The 16,875-nt window shown below is 35.7% G+C and carries 13 protein-coding genes; 3 read left to right on the plus strand and 10 right to left on the minus strand.

The genetic code is table 11. The annotated features are described in order from the left end of the window. Window positions 1-21: 21 nt before the first annotated feature. The 4 genes from LQ608_RS11485 to LQ608_RS11500 form a co-directional block, all read right to left on the minus strand. Complete coding sequence (locus LQ608_RS11485) at window positions 22-732, minus strand: HAD family hydrolase (protein WP_239752016.1); 711 nt, start codon at window positions 730-732, stop codon at window positions 22-24. A gap of 63 nt (window positions 733-795) precedes the next feature. Next, window positions 796-1,890: a branched-chain amino acid aminotransferase gene (locus LQ608_RS11490; protein WP_239752017.1), complete on the minus strand. Its 1,095-nt coding sequence runs from the start codon at window positions 1,888-1,890 to the stop codon at window positions 796-798. Between the two features lie 100 nt (window positions 1,891-1,990). Continuing rightward, window positions 1,991-2,959: an L-threonine 3-dehydrogenase gene (locus LQ608_RS11495; RefSeq protein WP_239752019.1), complete on the minus strand. Its 969-nt coding sequence runs from the start codon at window positions 2,957-2,959 to the stop codon at window positions 1,991-1,993. Window positions 2,960-3,257: 298 nt separating this feature from the next. Beyond that, a complete protein-coding gene (locus LQ608_RS11500) occupies window positions 3,258-4,445 on the minus strand; it encodes a glycine C-acetyltransferase (RefSeq protein ID WP_078357788.1) in 1,188 nt (395 codons plus the stop codon). 153 nt (window positions 4,446-4,598) lie between these two features. Between LQ608_RS11500 and LQ608_RS11505 the strand changes: the two genes are divergently transcribed. Genes LQ608_RS11505 through LQ608_RS11515 form a run of 3 tightly spaced genes read left to right on the plus strand, consistent with a single transcriptional unit; the run spans window position 4,599 to window position 8,127 of the window. After that, window positions 4,599-5,768, plus strand: coding sequence for an amidohydrolase (locus LQ608_RS11505; RefSeq protein ID WP_239752021.1), 1,170 nt, complete (start codon window positions 4,599-4,601; stop codon window positions 5,766-5,768). Then, complete coding sequence (locus LQ608_RS11510) at window positions 5,769-6,968, plus strand: amidohydrolase (RefSeq protein WP_239752023.1); 1,200 nt, start codon at window positions 5,769-5,771, stop codon at window positions 6,966-6,968. Beyond that, window positions 6,952-8,127 (plus strand): amidohydrolase, encoded by a 1,176-nt coding sequence (locus LQ608_RS11515; protein WP_239752025.1) that lies wholly within the window; start codon window positions 6,952-6,954, stop codon window positions 8,125-8,127. Before LQ608_RS11510 ends, LQ608_RS11515 begins: the two co-directional genes overlap by 17 nt. A gap of 120 nt (window positions 8,128-8,247) precedes the next feature. On the opposite strand, the gene tuf is transcribed toward LQ608_RS11515, so the two are convergent. The 6 genes from tuf to rpoC all read right to left on the minus strand — a co-directional run bounded on the left by tuf (window position 8,248) and on the right by rpoC (window position 16,874). Further along, the gene (gene tuf / locus LQ608_RS11520; protein ID WP_078357784.1) at window positions 8,248-9,438 is read right to left on the minus strand and encodes an elongation factor Tu; all 1,191 of its coding nucleotides are present in this window, start codon (window positions 9,436-9,438) and stop codon (window positions 8,248-8,250) included. A 134-nt stretch (window positions 9,439-9,572) separates the two neighbouring features. Beyond that, complete coding sequence (gene fusA, locus LQ608_RS11525; protein ID WP_239752028.1) at window positions 9,573-11,654, minus strand: elongation factor G; 2,082 nt, start codon at window positions 11,652-11,654, stop codon at window positions 9,573-9,575. A gap of 142 nt (window positions 11,655-11,796) precedes the next feature. Beyond that, window positions 11,797-12,267 (minus strand): 30S ribosomal protein S7, encoded by a 471-nt coding sequence (rpsG, locus tag LQ608_RS11530; RefSeq protein WP_078357782.1) that lies wholly within the window; start codon window positions 12,265-12,267, stop codon window positions 11,797-11,799. An 85-nt stretch (window positions 12,268-12,352) separates the two neighbouring features. Next, window positions 12,353-12,775, minus strand: a complete 423-nt coding sequence (gene rpsL, locus LQ608_RS11535; protein WP_078357781.1) for a 30S ribosomal protein S12 — start codon at window positions 12,773-12,775, stop codon at window positions 12,353-12,355. Window positions 12,776-12,866: 91 nt separating this feature from the next. Beyond that, window positions 12,867-13,121, minus strand: coding sequence for a ribosomal L7Ae/L30e/S12e/Gadd45 family protein (locus tag LQ608_RS11540; RefSeq protein ID WP_078357780.1), 255 nt, complete (start codon window positions 13,119-13,121; stop codon window positions 12,867-12,869). A gap of 135 nt (window positions 13,122-13,256) precedes the next feature. Further along, window positions 13,257-16,874, minus strand: coding sequence for a DNA-directed RNA polymerase subunit beta' (gene rpoC / locus LQ608_RS11545; protein ID WP_239752029.1), 3,618 nt, complete (start codon window positions 16,872-16,874; stop codon window positions 13,257-13,259). Window position 16,875: the final 1 nt, after the last annotated feature.

Genomic DNA, 16,875 nt, shown 5'->3' on the forward strand with positions numbered 1-16,875 from the left:
TGGAGCATTTTTTTAATTATCTTATTTATTCCATTCCTCTTCTTTTAAATAAAACTCGTTAATATCTTTATAAATATAATCTGCACCTGTTAAATCTGCTTTATCTCCTGTACCACTAAGCACGCCAACAACTACTTTGAAATGAGCATTTTTGCCCATTTGTATATCAGTGGGTGTATCTCCTATTATTGCGATTTCATCAGGTGCTACGTTCCATTTTTCATAAAATTTTTCTACCATTTTAGGGTTTGGTTTTTGATAGCCATTTATAGATGCTGTAATTTTTTCATCAATCAAATGTTCTACTTTCGCGTCTTTAATAAATCGTTCTGTACCGTCTATATCATCACTTGTGATGATGCCAATATTATATTTTTTGTCTTTAAAAGCTGTTAAAGTTTCTATTAATCCTTCAATGACGATAGTCTCAGGTTTATATTCACTTATTAAGTCTTTGCTTATTTTTACCGTCCATTTTTCAATTTCTTTTTTATCTATAGTTGGTGCGTATTCAGAGAACACATCTATAATATCTGACAATGTACCTGAAGCAAGTATGCCACTAGATAAAAATCTATCATTTACGTATCCTAGTTTTTCTTGTAAGGCTTGCTTATTATCAATTTGATACTGTTCTACAAATCGATCTATCATAACTAATGAAATCTCTGACCATGTTTCATCAAATTTGAGTAATGTACCATCTTTATCGAACAATAACCATTTAATCATTATTTGTACTCCTTTAAAAAGAGCGGCACTACAATTAGTAGGCCGCTCTTTATTGTTTTTCTATTATACTATTTCGATATGACTTTCTTGTCCTACTACAACTCTCCAACCATTTTTATCTTCTTTTTTACCAGTTTGAATTGCTGTATATTCATCAAATAACGCTTGAGTAATTGGACCAATCTCATTATTATTGATTGTAATTTCTGCCTCTTCGTATTTTAAGAATCCTACTGGAGAAATAACTGCTGCAGTTCCTGTACCGAAAATTTCTGTTAAACGACCATCGTGATGTGCATTAATAATATCATCGATAGATAATCGTTTCTCTTCAGTTTCATAGCCCATTTCTTGAGCAAGTTCGAGTACAGTTTTACGTGTAATACCTGGTAAAATACTGCCGTTTAATTCTGGCGTTACTACTTTTCCATCAATAACGAAGAAAATATTCATGCTTCCTACTTCTTCGATATATTTTTGTTCTACACCATCTAACCACAATACTTGATCGAAACCTAATTCATTAGCACGTGTTTGTGCAATTAAACTAGCCGCATAGTTACCACCACATTTAGCAAAGCCAACGCCGCCTCTTACTGCACGTACAAATTCATCTTCTACATAAATGCTAGTAGGTTTCATTTGTTCATCACCATAATAAGCGCCTACTGGAGAAAGAATCACTAAAAATTCATAGTCTGTTGAAGAACGCACACCTAAGTAAGGTTCAGTAGCATATACAAATGGTCTAACATATAAAGATTGTCCTTCACCACTTGGGATCCATTCACGTTCTAAATCTATAAGTTGTAATAGACCATCTAATACTTTTTCTTCATCGATTTGAGGCATTTCAAGTCTTTTTAAAGATAAATTAATTCTCTTGAAATTTTCGTCTGGTCTGAATAATGCAACATCATCACCATCTTTATAAGCTTTCATACCTTCAAATACTGTTTGTCCGTAATGAAGTCCTTGTGCACTTGGTGACAAAGTAATCGGCCCATATGGAATTATTTTAGGCTCTGACCAGCCTTCACCTTCTTTATATGACATAGACAGCATATAATCAGTAAAGATTTCACCAAAGACTAAATTTTGAAAGTCCGGTTTCTCTTTAAGCTGCTCACGCTTTTCTACGTAAAATGTTTCTGACATAATGATTCCCCCTAGGCTAATTAATAATTAATGTTAACAAGTATATCAGTCATAGAGGTGTTATTCAATGAATTTTTGGAAAATTTAAAAAATATACACATTAAAGTTTACTTTTGGCTAAGTTATCTTTTTCTTCAATTGCTTTAAGCATTAATTCAGTCATACTATCTAAATTATAATTCGGAGAAAATCCCCATTCTTCTTTAGCACAAGATGAATCGATAGCGTTTGGCCAACTCTCGGCAATTGCTTGACGATCTGGATCAACATCATATCCTAGTTCAAAGTTAGGCATTTTCTTTTGAATAGCTGCTTTAATTGTTTCTGGATCAACGCTCATTGCACTCACATTATATGCATTACGGTTAATCAATCGTTCACTGTCTGCTTCCATTAACTGAATGATTGCATCGATGGCATCGTCCATGAACATCATATCCATATACGTATCTTTCGCAATATAACTGTCGTATTTGCCTTCACGAATTGCTTTGAAGTAAATTTCAACTGCGTAATCTGTAGTACCTCCACCTGGTTCTTTTATATAAGAAATTAAACCAGGAAATCTCATACTTCTCGTATCAACACCAAATTTAGTGTAGTAATAATCACATAACAATTCACCCGCTACTTTATTAACACCATACATTGAAGTTGGTCTTTGAATTGTAACTTGAGGTGTCATATCTTTAGGTGTATTTGGACCAAACGCACCGATTGAACTTGGTGTAAAGAACTGCATATCAAATTCTCGAGCTACTTCAAGAGCATTTACTAGCCCACCCATATTCAGATTCCATGCGAATAATGGATTTTTTTCAGCAGTAGCTGAAAGAAGTGCTGCCATATGCATTAAAGTATCCGCTTCAAAATTCTTAACTAATGAATGGAATCTATCTTGGTCGGTTACATCTAAAATTTCAAATGGACCATTATTTATTTCACTTTCACTTTCCGGTTCTCTAATATCTGTTGCTAAAACATTTTCATTACCATACTTCTTTCTTAATTTCATAACTAATTCTGTCCCGATTTGCCCTAGCGCCCCAGTGATCATGATTTTTTTCATTATAAAATCCTCCTGTATTGTTGAAACGTTCATTTGTACTCTTGAGAAAAACAAAAACGCTTTCTTTAATGGTATTTTACTATATTTCACCAAATTTGTATACTTCAGAAGTACATAGCAAGAATAAAAAAGTTACTTAATACAAAAACCAATTGTATAAGAGGTACTTAGGGACATTATTCACAATTCTGCCAGTTAGCTAACACTTAACAACATACTCATTTCATAAATATGAGAAAAAGCAGTAGAAATTCAATTGATACAATGAATTTCTACTGCTTTTTTATAGTTATTCTATTTATAATAATCCTAATTCTTTACCAATTTTTTCATATGCTTCAATTGCATCATCTAGTTGTTCTTTAGTATGTGCAGCTGTTGGCATATTTCTAACACGACCTGTACCTCTAGGAACTGTTGGGAATACGATTGCTTTTGCATATACACCTTCATCCATAAGTCGTTTACTAAATGTTTGTGCTTTTTTCTCTTCACCGATAATGACTGGTGTGATTGGTGTTTCAGAATGACCTATATCGAAACCTTTTGCTTTTAAGCCTTCTTTTAAATAATTAGCATTATCCCATAATTTATCATGTAATTCTGTTGAAGCCATTAATTTTTTAACGGATTCTGTAATTGCTTTAGTATCTCCAGGAGCTAAAGATGTTGAGAATAAAAATGGTCTTGAAGCGACTTTTAACCAATCAATTAAATCTTTAGTACCTGCCACATAACCACCTACTACACCAATCGCTTTAGAAAGTGTACCAATTTGGAAATCAATTTTATCTTGTAATCCAAAATGCTTAACAGTTCCAGCACCTTTACCCATTACACCTGAACCATGTGCATCATCAACATAAGTGATTAAACCAAATTCTTCAGCTATTTCAACGATTTCAGGTAATAAAGCTACGTCCCCATCCATTGAGAACACACCATCAGTGATGTACATGACTTTATTATATTGACCTGATTCAACCGCTTCTTTCGCTTTTGCTCTTAAGTCTTCCATGTCTGAGTGATTTACTCGAATGATTTTCGCTTTTGATAAACGACAACCATCAATAATTGAAGCATGATTTAATTCATCAGATAATATTGCATCATTTTTATTCATGACTGCTGAAATAGCCGCCATGTTACAGTTAAATCCTGATTGATAAGCAATAGCGCTTTCCGTACCTTTAAATTGTGCTAATGTTTCTTCTAACTCTCTATGCAAATCTAATGTTCCATTTATCGTACGTACTGCACCAGCACCTACACCATGTGAATCTATTGCATCTTTAGCTGCTTTTTTCAAGTCTTCGTCTGTAGCTAATCCAAGATAGTTATTTGATGATAAGTTGATATAATTTTTACCGCCAATTGTTATTTCAGCGCCATTTGCACCTTCAACGATATCAATTTCATTATACAAACCATTGTCTTTCAATTCATTTAAATTTGTTGTTAAGAATGTATCTAATGTTTGTACCATATACACTTTCTCCTTTAGCACTTTTTATTTATCATAACACATCAAAATCAAAGAATTAAGCGTTATCATAGTAAATTGAATTGTTTAAATTTTCTATAAACTTTGCTACAATAGTCATACTATATTTTGATGGAATTGAAAGAAGGTTTATTAATGATAAATTGGAAAGAAAAAGTAGCAAATAAATTCGATCGTTTAGTCGAAATTAGACGATATATGCATAAGAATCCAGAACTTTCATTTCATGAGGAAAAAACTCATGATTTTCTTTTATCTGAATTAAAAAAGCTAGATAAATTGACGATTAGAGAGCGCGTTGGAGAGCGTGGAATTGTTGCCAAGCTAGAAGGTAATCAACCTGGTCAAACAATCGCATTCCGTGCTGATTTCGATGCTTTACCTATTCAAGACGAAAAAGACGTTCCATATAAATCTACTGTTGACGGTGTTATGCATGCTTGTGGACATGACGGTCATACAGCGACACTTTTAACATTTTGCGAATTACTTCATGAACATCAACATTTACTTAAAGGGAATGTTGTTTTTATTTTTCAATATGCTGAGGAGTTAAGTCCTGGTGGTGCAAATCCTATGATAAATGATGGGGCGTTAGAAGGCGTTGATAAAGTGTACGGAAATCATTTTTGGAGTGGTCATGAAACCTCTTCAATTAAGACAAAGCCTGCTGATATGATGGCTTCACCGGACTATTTTGATATTACGATTCAAGGTAAAGGTGGACACGGTGCTAAACCACATACATCGATTGATCCGATTGTAATTGTTGCTGAATACATTTCTAGTTTACAAAAAATTATATCTCGACATATTGATCCTATAGATAGAGGTGTCATAACAGTTGGTAAGATAGACGCAGGAAGTGCTTTTAATGTTATAAGTGATACAGCTACCATCGAGGGTACAGTTAGAACTTTCAAACCTGAAGTAAAAGACACGATTGAAGAAGAGCTGGAACGATTATTAAAAGGCATTTGTATTGCCAATAATGCTACATATGAATTCAATTATCGCAGAGGATACCCTACTGTCGTTAACCATGAAGAACAATATAACGTTGTTAAAGAAGCAGCTGAGTCATTAAATTTAACATACGAAGATATACCGCCAATGATGATTGGTGAAGACTTCTCATATTACCTTCTCAATCGCCCTGGCTGTTTCTTCTTAACTGGTAGTGGTAATGAGGGTAAAGCTTCAACAGTACCTCATCATCATCCTATGTTTGATTTAGATGAAGATGCAATGAAAACAACAACTGAAATGTTCATAAAAGTTCTTGAGATTGAAGGTGTTCTATAGATGAAAAATATATTACTACAAAAAGTTGATCATTATTATGATGAAATGATAGAAATTAGAAGACACTTGCATATGAATCCTGAATTATCTTTTGAAGAAGTTAAAACGCCTGCCTATATAGCTAATTACTTAAGAAATCTAGGTATAGATGTTAGAGAAGGTGTTGGTGGACGAGGTGTAGTAGGCACACTTAATAAAGAAAAAGACGGTCCAACATTAGCTATAAGAGCCGACTTTGACGCTTTACCTATACAAGATGAAAAAGAAGTACCTTACAAATCAACAGTTGATGGCGTTATGCATGCTTGTGGACATGATGCACATACGGCCGTTCTCTTAATGACTGCAAAAATATTATCCGAGCATAAAGACGAAATAAATGGTCGTGTAGTATTTATTCATCAACACGCTGAAGAAGTAGATCCTGGTGGTGCAATACAAATGATTGCTGACGGCTGTTTAACGGGTGTTGACGCTATCATTGGACAACATGTATCAAGTAGCTTAGATGTCGGTAAAATAGGCTACAAATACGGCACAACGACAGGTATCCCTGATGATTTTTGGATTACTTTAAAAGGAAGAGGTGGCCATGCAGCTCACCCAGATCAACTTATTGACCCATTAGCTGCAGGTATTCAATTATGTAATGATTTACAGTATATTGTTTCACGTAAAACAAGTGCATTATCACCTGCTGTATTATCCATAACGATGTTTAATGCTGGAGAAACCAACAACGTCATACCTGATACTTGTAAAATTGGTGGTACGATCAGAACATTCGACTCAGATACTCAAGCAAGTGTAATTGAAGGATTTAAAAAAGTACTAGAAGGTATCGCTACTTCTACAGATGTCACTTACGATTTAAAATACAGTAAAGGTTACCCACCTGTTATAAATACTGAAAAAGAAACAGACCTAATATTAGAAGCTACTAAAGAAATAGCTAGTGTTCAAGAATTAGTTGAATTAGAAGCAAGTTTAGGTGGAGAAGATTTTTCTTATTATCAGCAACGTGTACCTGGTGCATTTTTCTATACAGGAACAAGAAATGAACATTTCAAAGCGGATTATCCACATCATCATCCGAAATTTGATATAGATGAGCAAGGACTAATCAACGCTGTTCGAATATTCTTATTAACTACATTTAAGTTTATGGAAAGGAATTATAATAATGAATTTAACGACTGAAGTTAATCAATATATGGATGAATTAATAGATATCAGAAGACATTTGCATCAAAACCCAGAACTATCTTTCCAAGAAGAAAATACAAAAAAATATATAGCTGATTACCTTGAGAATTTAGGTATAGAAGTTAAAAAAGATGTAGGTGGTAATGGGCTCCTAGGTTATATTAAAGGCGGTAATGCGGGACCTACGATTGCTTTAAGAGCTGACTTTGATGCTTTGCCAATTCAAGATGAGAAAGATGTACCTTATAAATCTACAGTGGATGGTGTTATGCATGCATGTGGTCATGATGCTCACACAGCAAGCTTATTAATTACAGCTAAAATCCTAAAACAACACGAAGCTGAAATTCATGGCAATGTCGTCTTAATCCATCAACATGCCGAAGAATCACTTCCAGGAGGAGCAAAATCTATGGTAGCAGCTGGCGCACTTGATGGTGTCGATTATGTTTTTGGTACACATACAGCAAGTCATATAGAAGCAAATAAAGTTGGCTTTTGTTCAGGACCAGCATATGCTGCAGCTGATTCATTTGAAATAGATATCCAAGGTTCAGGTGGCCACGGAGCAATGCCTCAATTAGCTAAAGACCCTATCGTTGCTGCATCTTCACTTATCGTTCAAGCACAAAGTATTGTCTCTAGAACGATAGATCCATTAGAATCTGCTGTTGTAACATTTGGTACATTTAAAGGTGGTAATGCATTCAATGTTATAGCTGATACAGTACAACTTACTGGTACAATCAGAACATACTTACCTACTGTGAAAGATCAAATTAAAGAACGTTTAAACGGCATTTTAAACGGTATTGAATCAAGTTATGGCGTAAAATGCCATTTGAATTATCATGATGGTTATCCTCCAGTTGTTAATCACGTAAAAGAAACAGAATGGGTTAAAAGTCTTGCATCAGAAATTGATACAATTGAAGAAGCATTCGATTTCCCACCCTCACTTGGAGGAGAAGATGTAGGTTATTTCTTACAACATGTACCTGGCACTTATTTCTTTACAGGTGTCGGAAACGAAGCACTTAAAGCTAATTATCCACATCACCATCCAAAATTCGATTTGGATGAGCAATCACTACAAAACAGTGTGAAGCTATTTTTATCAATAATTGAACATAGTTCGGACTTAGTAAAATAAATATTAAAAAACCTCCCAAACCGGAAGTTAATACTAACGGATTGGGAGGTTTTTTTTGAGAAAGAGCATGATAGCTCTTTCTATTTTATTAGTTTAATCAATCGTGTTCAATATCGAAAATTAAGCTTCGATGATTGTAACAACGCCTGATCCAACTGTACGTCCACCTTCACGAATTGAGAAACGAGTACCGTCTTCAATAGCGATTGGTGAAATTAATTCAACGTCCATTTCAACGTTGTCGCCAGGCATAACCATTTCAATGCCTTCTGGTAAGTTTACTACACCAGTTACGTCAGTTGTACGGAAATAGAATTGTGGGCGGTAGTTCGTGAAGAATGGAGTATGACGTCCACCTTCTTCTTTTGATAATACATAAACTTCCGCTTTGAATTTAGTGTGAGGAGTGATTGAACCTGGTTTAGCTAATACTTGACCACGGTTAACGTCTTCACGAGCAACACCACGTAATAATGCACCGATGTTATCTCCAGCTTCAGCGAAGTCTAATAATTTACGGAACATTTCAACACCAGTTACAGTTGTTTTAGAAGATTCTTCAGTTAAACCGATGATTTCAATCTCTTCACCAACTTTGATTTGACCACGTTCAACACGGCCTGTAGCAACAGTACCACGACCAGTGATTGAGAATACGTCCTCAACTGGCATCATGAATGGTTTGTCAGAATCACGTTCTGGAGTTGGAATGAAAGTATCTACAGCTTCCATTAATTCCATGATTTTGTCTTCATAAGCTTCGTCGCCTTCTAAAGCTTTTAATGCTGAACCAGCGATTACAGGAACATCGTCGCCAGGGAAGTCATATTCAGATAATAAGTCACGAACTTCCATTTCAACTAATTCTAATAATTCTTCATCGTCAACCATGTCAACTTTGTTTAAGAATACTACTAATGCAGGAACACCTACGTTACGTGATAAAAGAATGTGTTCACGAGTTTGAGGCATTGGGCCGTCAGCAGCAGATACTACTAAGATACCGCCGTCCATTTGAGCAGCACCAGTGATCATGTTTTTAACATAGTCAGCGTGTCCTGGGCAGTCAACGTGAGCATAGTGACGTTTTTCAGTTTCATATTCGATGTGTGAAGTATTAATTGTAATACCACGTTCTTTTTCTTCTGGAGCGTTATCGATTTGGTCGTAAGAACGAGCTTCTCCGTCACCAGAACGTTTTGATAATACAGTTGCGATTGCAGCTGTTAAAGTAGTTTTACCATGGTCAACGTGACCGATAGTACCAATATTGGCATGTGTTTTTGAGCGATCAAATTTTTCTTTAGCCATTATGAAATCTCTCCTATTCATATTAAAATTATTTTTTATTTAAGCCTCATGATGGTTACTCACCATCATGAGGATACATATATTTACTTTATAAATCATTTTGATGAAAAAATCAATTTATTAAAGCGAATTTATTATTCACCTTTGTTTTTCTTGATAATTTCTTCTGAAATTGATTTAGGAACTTCTTCGTAGTGATCAAATACCATAGTATAAGTACCACGACCTTGAGTGTTAGAACGTAAGTTTGTAGCGTAACCGAACATTTCTGAAAGTGGAACAAATGCACGAACAACTTGAGCGTTACCGCGTGCTTCCATACCTTCAACACGTCCACGACGACTTGTTACGTCACCCATAATGTCACCCATGTACTCTTCAGGCATAACGATTTCAACTTTCATCATTGGCTCTAAGATTACTGGATCACATTTTTTAGCTGCTTCTCTAAGTGCTAATGATGCTGCTACTTTGAAGGCCATTTCTGATGAATCGACATCATGGTATGAACCGTCATAAAGTTTAGCTTTAACATCAACTAATGGATAACCAGCTAATACACCGTTTTCCATAGCATCTTTAAGACCAGCTTCAACTGATGGAATGTATTCACGAGGAACTACACCACCGACAACAGCGTTTTCGAATTCGAAACCGCCACCTTGTTCGTTAGGTGTAAATTCGATATGAACATCACCATATTGTCCACGTCCACCTGATTGACGAGAGAATTTACCTTGTACTTGAGCAGGTGTTTTGAACGTTTCACGGTAAGATACCATTGGCGCACCAACAGTACACTCAACTTTGAATTCACGTTTCATACGGTCTACTAAGATATCAAGATGTAATTCACCCATACCACCGATGATAACTTGTCCAGTTTCATGGTCAGTGTGTGCATGGAATGTTGGGTCTTCTTCTTGTAATTTAACTAACGCGTTAGTCATTTTATCTTGGTCAGCTTTAGATTTAGGTTCAACTGACAAGTGGATAACTGGTTCTGGGAATTCCATTGATTCTAAGATAATGTTATCTTTTTCATCACATAAAGTATCACCAGTTGCAGTATCTTTAAGACCTACAGCACCAGCAATGTCACCAGAATATACAGTAGAAATCTCTTCACGAGAGTTAGCGTGCATTTGTAGGATACGACCTACACGTTCACGTTTACCTTTAGTAGAGTTTCTTACGTATGAACCTGATTCCATTGTACCTGAATAAACACGGAAGAATGTTAATTTACCTACGAATGGGTCAGTCATTACTTTGAACGCTAATGCAGCAAAAGGTGCTGAGTCATCAGGTTTAGCAATTACTTCTTCATCGTCATCGTCAGCTCTATGTCCAACAATTGGTTTAACATCTAATGGAGATGGTAGGTAATCAATAACTGAGTTCAACATTAATTGAACACCTTTGTTTTTGAATGCAGTACCACAAAGTACTGGGTAGAATTCAACGTCACAAGTAGCTTTACGGATAGCCGCTTTAAGCTCTTCGATTGAAATTTCTTCTCCACCTAAATATTTTTCCATTAATTCGTCATTTGATTCAGCTACAGCTTCAATTAAAGCTTCACGAGCTTCTTCAGCTTGTTGCTTATGAGATTCAGGAATTTCAACTTCTTCAATTTCAGTACCTAAATCGTTATTGTATTGGAAACATTTCATTTCTACTAAATCAATAATAGCGCTGAAATCATCTTCCGCACCGATTGGTAATTGAATTGGGTGAGCATTTGCTTGCAAACGATCATGTAATGTACCAACTGAATATTCAAAGTTCGCACCCATTTTATCCATTTTATTAATGAATACAATACGTGGTACTCCGTAAGTTGTAGCTTGACGCCAAACTGTTTCAGTTTGAGGTTCAACACCTGATTGTGCATCAAGTACAGTTACTGCACCATCAAGTACACGTAATGAACGTTCAACTTCAACAGTGAAGTCTACGTGTCCTGGTGTATCGATGATGTTTACACGGTGACCATCCCATTGTGCAGTAGTCGCAGCAGAAGTGATTGTAATACCACGCTCTTGCTCTTGTTCCATCCAGTCCATTTGTGAAGCACCTTCATGTGTTTCACCAATTTTATGGATACGGCCTGTGTAATAAAGAATACGTTCAGTAGTCGTTGTTTTACCAGCATCGATGTGTGCCATGATACCGATATTACGAGTGTTTTTCAAAGAAAAATCTCTTGCCATAGTATTCTTACTCCTTCCAAAATATTGGATATTTGGTTGTTGTTCGTATAGATACTTTGATACCCTAAGTGTTTAAAAAACTAGAGATGACCTTAAAAAAGGAATCTTTATGATTTTAACGCTTAGGGTCCTAAGTTCTATCTTACCAACGGTAATGAGCAAATGCTTTGTTAGCTTCTGCCATTTTGTGAGTATCTTCACGTTTCTTAACTGCGCCACCAGTATTGTTGGCAGCATCTAAGATTTCATTAGCTAAACGCTCTTCCATAGTTTTTTCACCACGAAGACGAGCATAGTTAACTAACCAACGTAAACCTAAAGTTGTACGACGCTCTGGACGTACTTCAACAGGTACTTGATAGTTTGAACCACCTACACGGCGAGCTTTAACTTCAAGTACAGGCATGATGTTGCTGATAGCTTCATCGAATACTTCGATTGCATCTTTACCTGAACGTTCTTGAACAAGTTCAAATGCTGAATAAAGAATTCTTTGAGCAGTACCACGTTTACCATCAAGCATGATTTTGTTGATTAATTTTGTTACTAATTTTGAGTTGTGAATTGGATCTGGTAATACATCTCTTTTTGCAACTGGACCTTTACGAGGCATAATCGTAATCCTCCTTCCTTATTATAAAGTTTATTTGATTTATCGTCATTTAAAAAACTGTTATTTACAGAAATTTAACGTTAGATTATTTTTTTGCAGCTTTTGGTTTTTTAGCACCATAAAGTGAACGGCTTTGCATACGACCGTCAACACCAGAAGTATCTAAAGCACCACGTACGATATGATAACGCACACCAGGCAAGTCTTTTACACGTCCACCACGAATAAGTACAACACTGTGTTCTTGTAAGTTATGGCCGATACCAGGGATATACGCGTTAACTTCGATGTTGTTTGATAAACGAACACGAGCATATTTACGTAAAGCTGAGTTAGGTTTTTTAGGTGTCATAGTTCCCACACGCGTACAAACACCACGTTTTTGTGGAGAGTATACAGTAGTCATTTTTTTCTTCATGCTATTGTAACCTCTGTTTAACGCTGGTGAGTTTGATTTTTGTGATTTACTAGTACGAGGTTTACGTACTAATTGGTTAATAGTAGGCATCTTTAATGTCCTCCTCTCTTCATTTCTTAATTCCACACATCCAGGTGGTTCATTTTAAGGCAAATAAAAATAGTAAGCACAGCTTACAAATTTATTTAAGCAATGCAACAACTGTCGCATTAACTTCTATTCCATAGTGCGATCCAAGTTCTTGTCTACTAGGACTATAACTTAACGGAACGCCTGTCTCAAATGCTAAAGTTAACACCCTAGACAAAATATGAATATTGACATCTTGAGCAATAATTACTTTACGTACCTCATGCTTCAATAATGCTTTAGTGGTTTGTTTTAAACCAATGACATAACTGTCTTGATTTAAGCTTAAGGCTTTTTCATTAGACATTTGATATCCTCCAAAGCGTCTGCTTTCATCAACCTTAACAATAATAACATCGTACAGTTTTAAAGTCAATATATTTCATGCCGTTTTTATAATAAAATATAAGCTGTTCTAGACACCTAGAACAGCCTATATATATTAGTCAGTAACGACTGGTTCTTCAGGTGAAACTTTCTTTTCAACTTTTTCAAAGTCAACACCAGTATATCTTCTCATACCTGTACCAGCAGGAATTAATTTACCGATGATAACATTTTCTTTAAGTCCAAGTAAGTTATCACGCTTACCTTTAATAGCAGCATCTGTAAGAACTCTTGTTGTTTCTTGGAATGAAGCTGCAGATAAGAAACTTTCTGTTTCTAGAGATGCTTTAGTAATACCAAGTAATACAGGTTTTGCAGTTGCTGGACGCTTACGCGTAGCAAATACTTCTCTGTTAGCATCAGTGAATGTATGAATATCAACTAATGCACCTGGTAATAATTTAGTATCCCCTGCTTCAATAATTCTAACTTTACGAAGCATTTGTCTAACCATAACTTCAACGTGTTTATCTGAAATTTCAACACCTTGCATACGGTAAACTTTTTGAACTTCTTTAAGTAGATATTTTTGAGTAGCATTTAAGCCTGCAACTGCTAATAATCCTTTAGGCTCAATTGAACCTTCAGTCATTACTTCACCACGTTCAACGTATTGTCCTTCTTCAACTTTAAGTCGAGAAGTACCAGGAGCGTTATAAGTACGGATTTCATTTTCGCCTTTAACTTTAATTTCTTGTTGACGATCTTTAACGATTGTTATTTCAGTTACTTCACCGTTAATTTCAGAAATTACCGCTTGACCTTTAGGATTACGCGCTTCAAATAACTCTTGAATACGAGGTAAACCTTGAGTAATATCGGCTCCTGCAACACCGCCGGTATGGAATGTACGCATTGTAAGCTGAGTACCTGGTTCACCGATTGATTGTGCAGCAATTGTACCAACTGCTTCACCAACTTCAACTTGTTCACCAGTTGCTAAGTTCTTACCATAACATTTTTCACATACACCATGACGTGTGTTACAAGTAAATGCTGAACGGATATGCATTTCAGTAATACCAGCATCAACGATTATTTTAGCAATTTCTGCTGTAATAAGTTCGTTCACTTTAATAATTACTTCGTCCGTTTCAGGATGACGTAACGTTTCTTTAGAGTAACGACCTTCTATACGTTCAATAAATGGTTCAATTAGTTCTGAACCTTCTCTTATATCAGAAACTAGTAATCCTCGGTCAGTACCACAATCTTCTTCTCTAACGATAACATCTTGTGCTACGTCAACTAGACGACGTGTTAAGTAACCTGAATCGGCAGTTTTCAGCGCTGTATCGGCAAGACCTTTACGAGCACCGTGAGTAGAGATGAAGTATTCAAGTACTGTTAAACCTTCACGGAATGAAGATTTAATAGGTAACTCAATAATTCTGCCAGATGGATTGGCCATCAAACCACGCATACCAGCTAACTGAGTAAAGTTAGATGCGTTACCACGCGCTCCTGAATCACTCATCATAAAGATTGGGTTTAAACTATCTAATGACATCATTAATTTAGCTTGAATATCATCTTTCGCTCTAGTCCAAATCTCAATAACAGCTGCATAACGTTCGCTTTCAGTAATTAAACCACGGCTGAATTGTTTTTGTACTTTATCTACTTTAATTTCTGCTTCTCCGATAATTTCTTGTTTCTCAGGAAGAACCACAATATCAGAAACACCAACTGTAATACCAGCACGAGATGAGTATTTAAATCCTAAATCCTTCATCTTATCTAGCATCATTGAAGTATCTGTAATATGGAATTTATTGAAGATTTCAGCAATGATTTGACCTAAGAATTTTTTGTTGAATGGTTTAACAAGTTCAACATCTTCTAGGTATTCAATCAAGCCACCTTCTGGAATATCAGTAGGTGAAACAAAGTATTTATCTGGTGTTGATTTTTCTAAATTGAAATTAGTCGGTTCATTTATATAAGGGAATGATTCCGGCATAATTTCATTAAAGATAACTTTACCAACAGATGTAATTAATAATTTGCTATTTTGTTCTTCAGTAAATGTTGGGTTCTTTAATGATCTTGCATGAACAGCTATACGAGAATGTAAATGTACATATCCATTTACATAAGCTTTAATAACTTCATCTGTTTCACTAAAGATATCTCCAGCTCCTATTGCACCTTTACGCTCTAGAGTTAAGTAATAGTTACCTAATACCATATCTTGAGAAGGTGTAACAACTGGTTTACCATCTTTAGGGTTTAAGATGTTTTGTGCCGCAAGCATTAACATACGAGCTTCTGCTTGTGCTTCTTTTGATAATGGAACATGGACAGCCATTTGGTCACCATCAAAGTCAGCGTTATAAGCTGTTGTAACAAGTGGATGAAGTCTAATCGCACGACCTTCTACCAATGTAGGTTCAAATGCTTGAATACCTAAACGGTGAAGTGTTGGTGCACGGTTTAGTAATACTGGATGTTCTTTAATAACATCTTCAAGTACGTCCCAAACTTCTTCTTCCATTCTTTCGATTTTACCTTTTGCATTTTTGATGTTAGTAGCGATTTCATGTTCAACAAGTTCTTTCATAATGAAAGGTTTGAACAATTCAAGCGCCATTTCTTTTGGTAAACCACATTGGTACATTTTAAGACTTGGTCCTACTACGATAACCGAACGACCTGAATAGTCAACACGTTTACCTAGTAAGTTTTGACGGAAACGACCTTGTTTACCTTTTAACATATGTGATAGTGATTTCAACGGACGGTTACCCGGACCTGTAACAGGACGACCACGACGACCATTGTCGATTAACGCATCTACAGCTTCTTGTAACATACGTTTTTCATTTTGTACGATAATACCAGGTGCACCTAAGTCTAATAAACGTTTCAAACGATTATTACGGTTGATGACACGACGGTATAAATCATTTAAATCACTTGTAGCAAAACGGCCACCATCTAATTGAACCATTGGACGAATTTCAGGTGGGATAATTGGTAACACATCTAAAATCATCCATGATGGATCATTGCCAGAGTGACGGAATGATTCAACAACTTCTAAACGTTTGATTGCTCTAGTTAATCTTTGTCCAGTTGCTGATTCTAATTCTTCACGTAACACTTTCAGTTCTTTTTCTAAATCAATATCATTTAGTAAATCACGAATGGCTTCTGCACCCATTTTTGCTGTAAATTTACCAGGATATTTATCGTAGTATTCACGGAATTCACCTTCAGTTAATAGTTGTTTCTTATCTAATCCAGTTGGACCTGGATCAATTACTGTATAAGAAGCAAAATATATAACTTCTTCAAGTGAACGTGGTGACATATCAAGTAATAGTCCCATACGACTAGGGATACCTTTGAAGTACCAAATATGAGAAACTGGTGCTGCTAATTCAATGTGCCCCATTCTTTCACGACGCACTTTTGATTTAGTAACTTCTACACCACATCTGTCACAAACCATGCCTTTATAACGTACTCTTTTATATTTACCACAACTACATTCCCAGTCCTTAGTTGGACCAAAAATTTTCTCACAGAATAAACCATCTCTTTCAGGTTTTAACGTACGGTAGTTAATTGTTTCTGGTTTCTTCACTTCACCAAATGACCAAGAACGAATCTTTTCAGGTGAAGCAAGTCCTATTTTCATGTAATGGAAATTATTTACATCAATCAAG

Origin of the sequence: Mammaliicoccus sp. H-M34, from assembly GCF_022386495.1 — a bacterium.
GTDB classification, from domain to species: Bacteria; Bacillota; Bacilli; order Staphylococcales; family Staphylococcaceae; genus Mammaliicoccus; species Mammaliicoccus fleurettii.

Coding starts and splice junctions, on each gene's coding strand:
- LQ608_RS11485 (WP_239752016.1), bottom strand. CDS start 732: ATGATTAAATGGTTATTGTTCGATAAAGATGGTACATTACTCAAATTT.
- LQ608_RS11490 (WP_239752017.1), bottom strand. CDS start 1,890: ATGTCAGAAACATTTTACGTAGAAAAGCGTGAGCAGCTTAAAGAGAAA.
- LQ608_RS11495 (WP_239752019.1), bottom strand. CDS start 2,959: ATGAAAAAAATCATGATCACTGGGGCGCTAGGGCAAATCGGGACAGAA.
- LQ608_RS11500 (WP_078357788.1), bottom strand. CDS start 4,445: ATGGTACAAACATTAGATACATTCTTAACAACAAATTTAAATGAATTG.
- LQ608_RS11505 (WP_239752021.1), top strand. CDS start 4,599: ATGATAAATTGGAAAGAAAAAGTAGCAAATAAATTCGATCGTTTAGTC.
- LQ608_RS11510 (WP_239752023.1), top strand. CDS start 5,769: ATGAAAAATATATTACTACAAAAAGTTGATCATTATTATGATGAAATG.
- LQ608_RS11515 (WP_239752025.1), top strand. CDS start 6,952: ATGAATTTAACGACTGAAGTTAATCAATATATGGATGAATTAATAGAT.
- tuf (WP_078357784.1), bottom strand. CDS start 9,438: ATGGCTAAAGAAAAATTTGATCGCTCAAAAACACATGCCAATATTGGT.
- fusA (WP_239752028.1), bottom strand. CDS start 11,654: ATGGCAAGAGATTTTTCTTTGAAAAACACTCGTAATATCGGTATCATG.
- rpsG (WP_078357782.1), bottom strand. CDS start 12,267: ATGCCTCGTAAAGGTCCAGTTGCAAAAAGAGATGTATTACCAGATCCA.
- rpsL (WP_078357781.1), bottom strand. CDS start 12,775: ATGCCTACTATTAACCAATTAGTACGTAAACCTCGTACTAGTAAATCA.
- LQ608_RS11540 (WP_078357780.1), bottom strand. CDS start 13,121: ATGTCTAATGAAAAAGCCTTAAGCTTAAATCAAGACAGTTATGTCATT.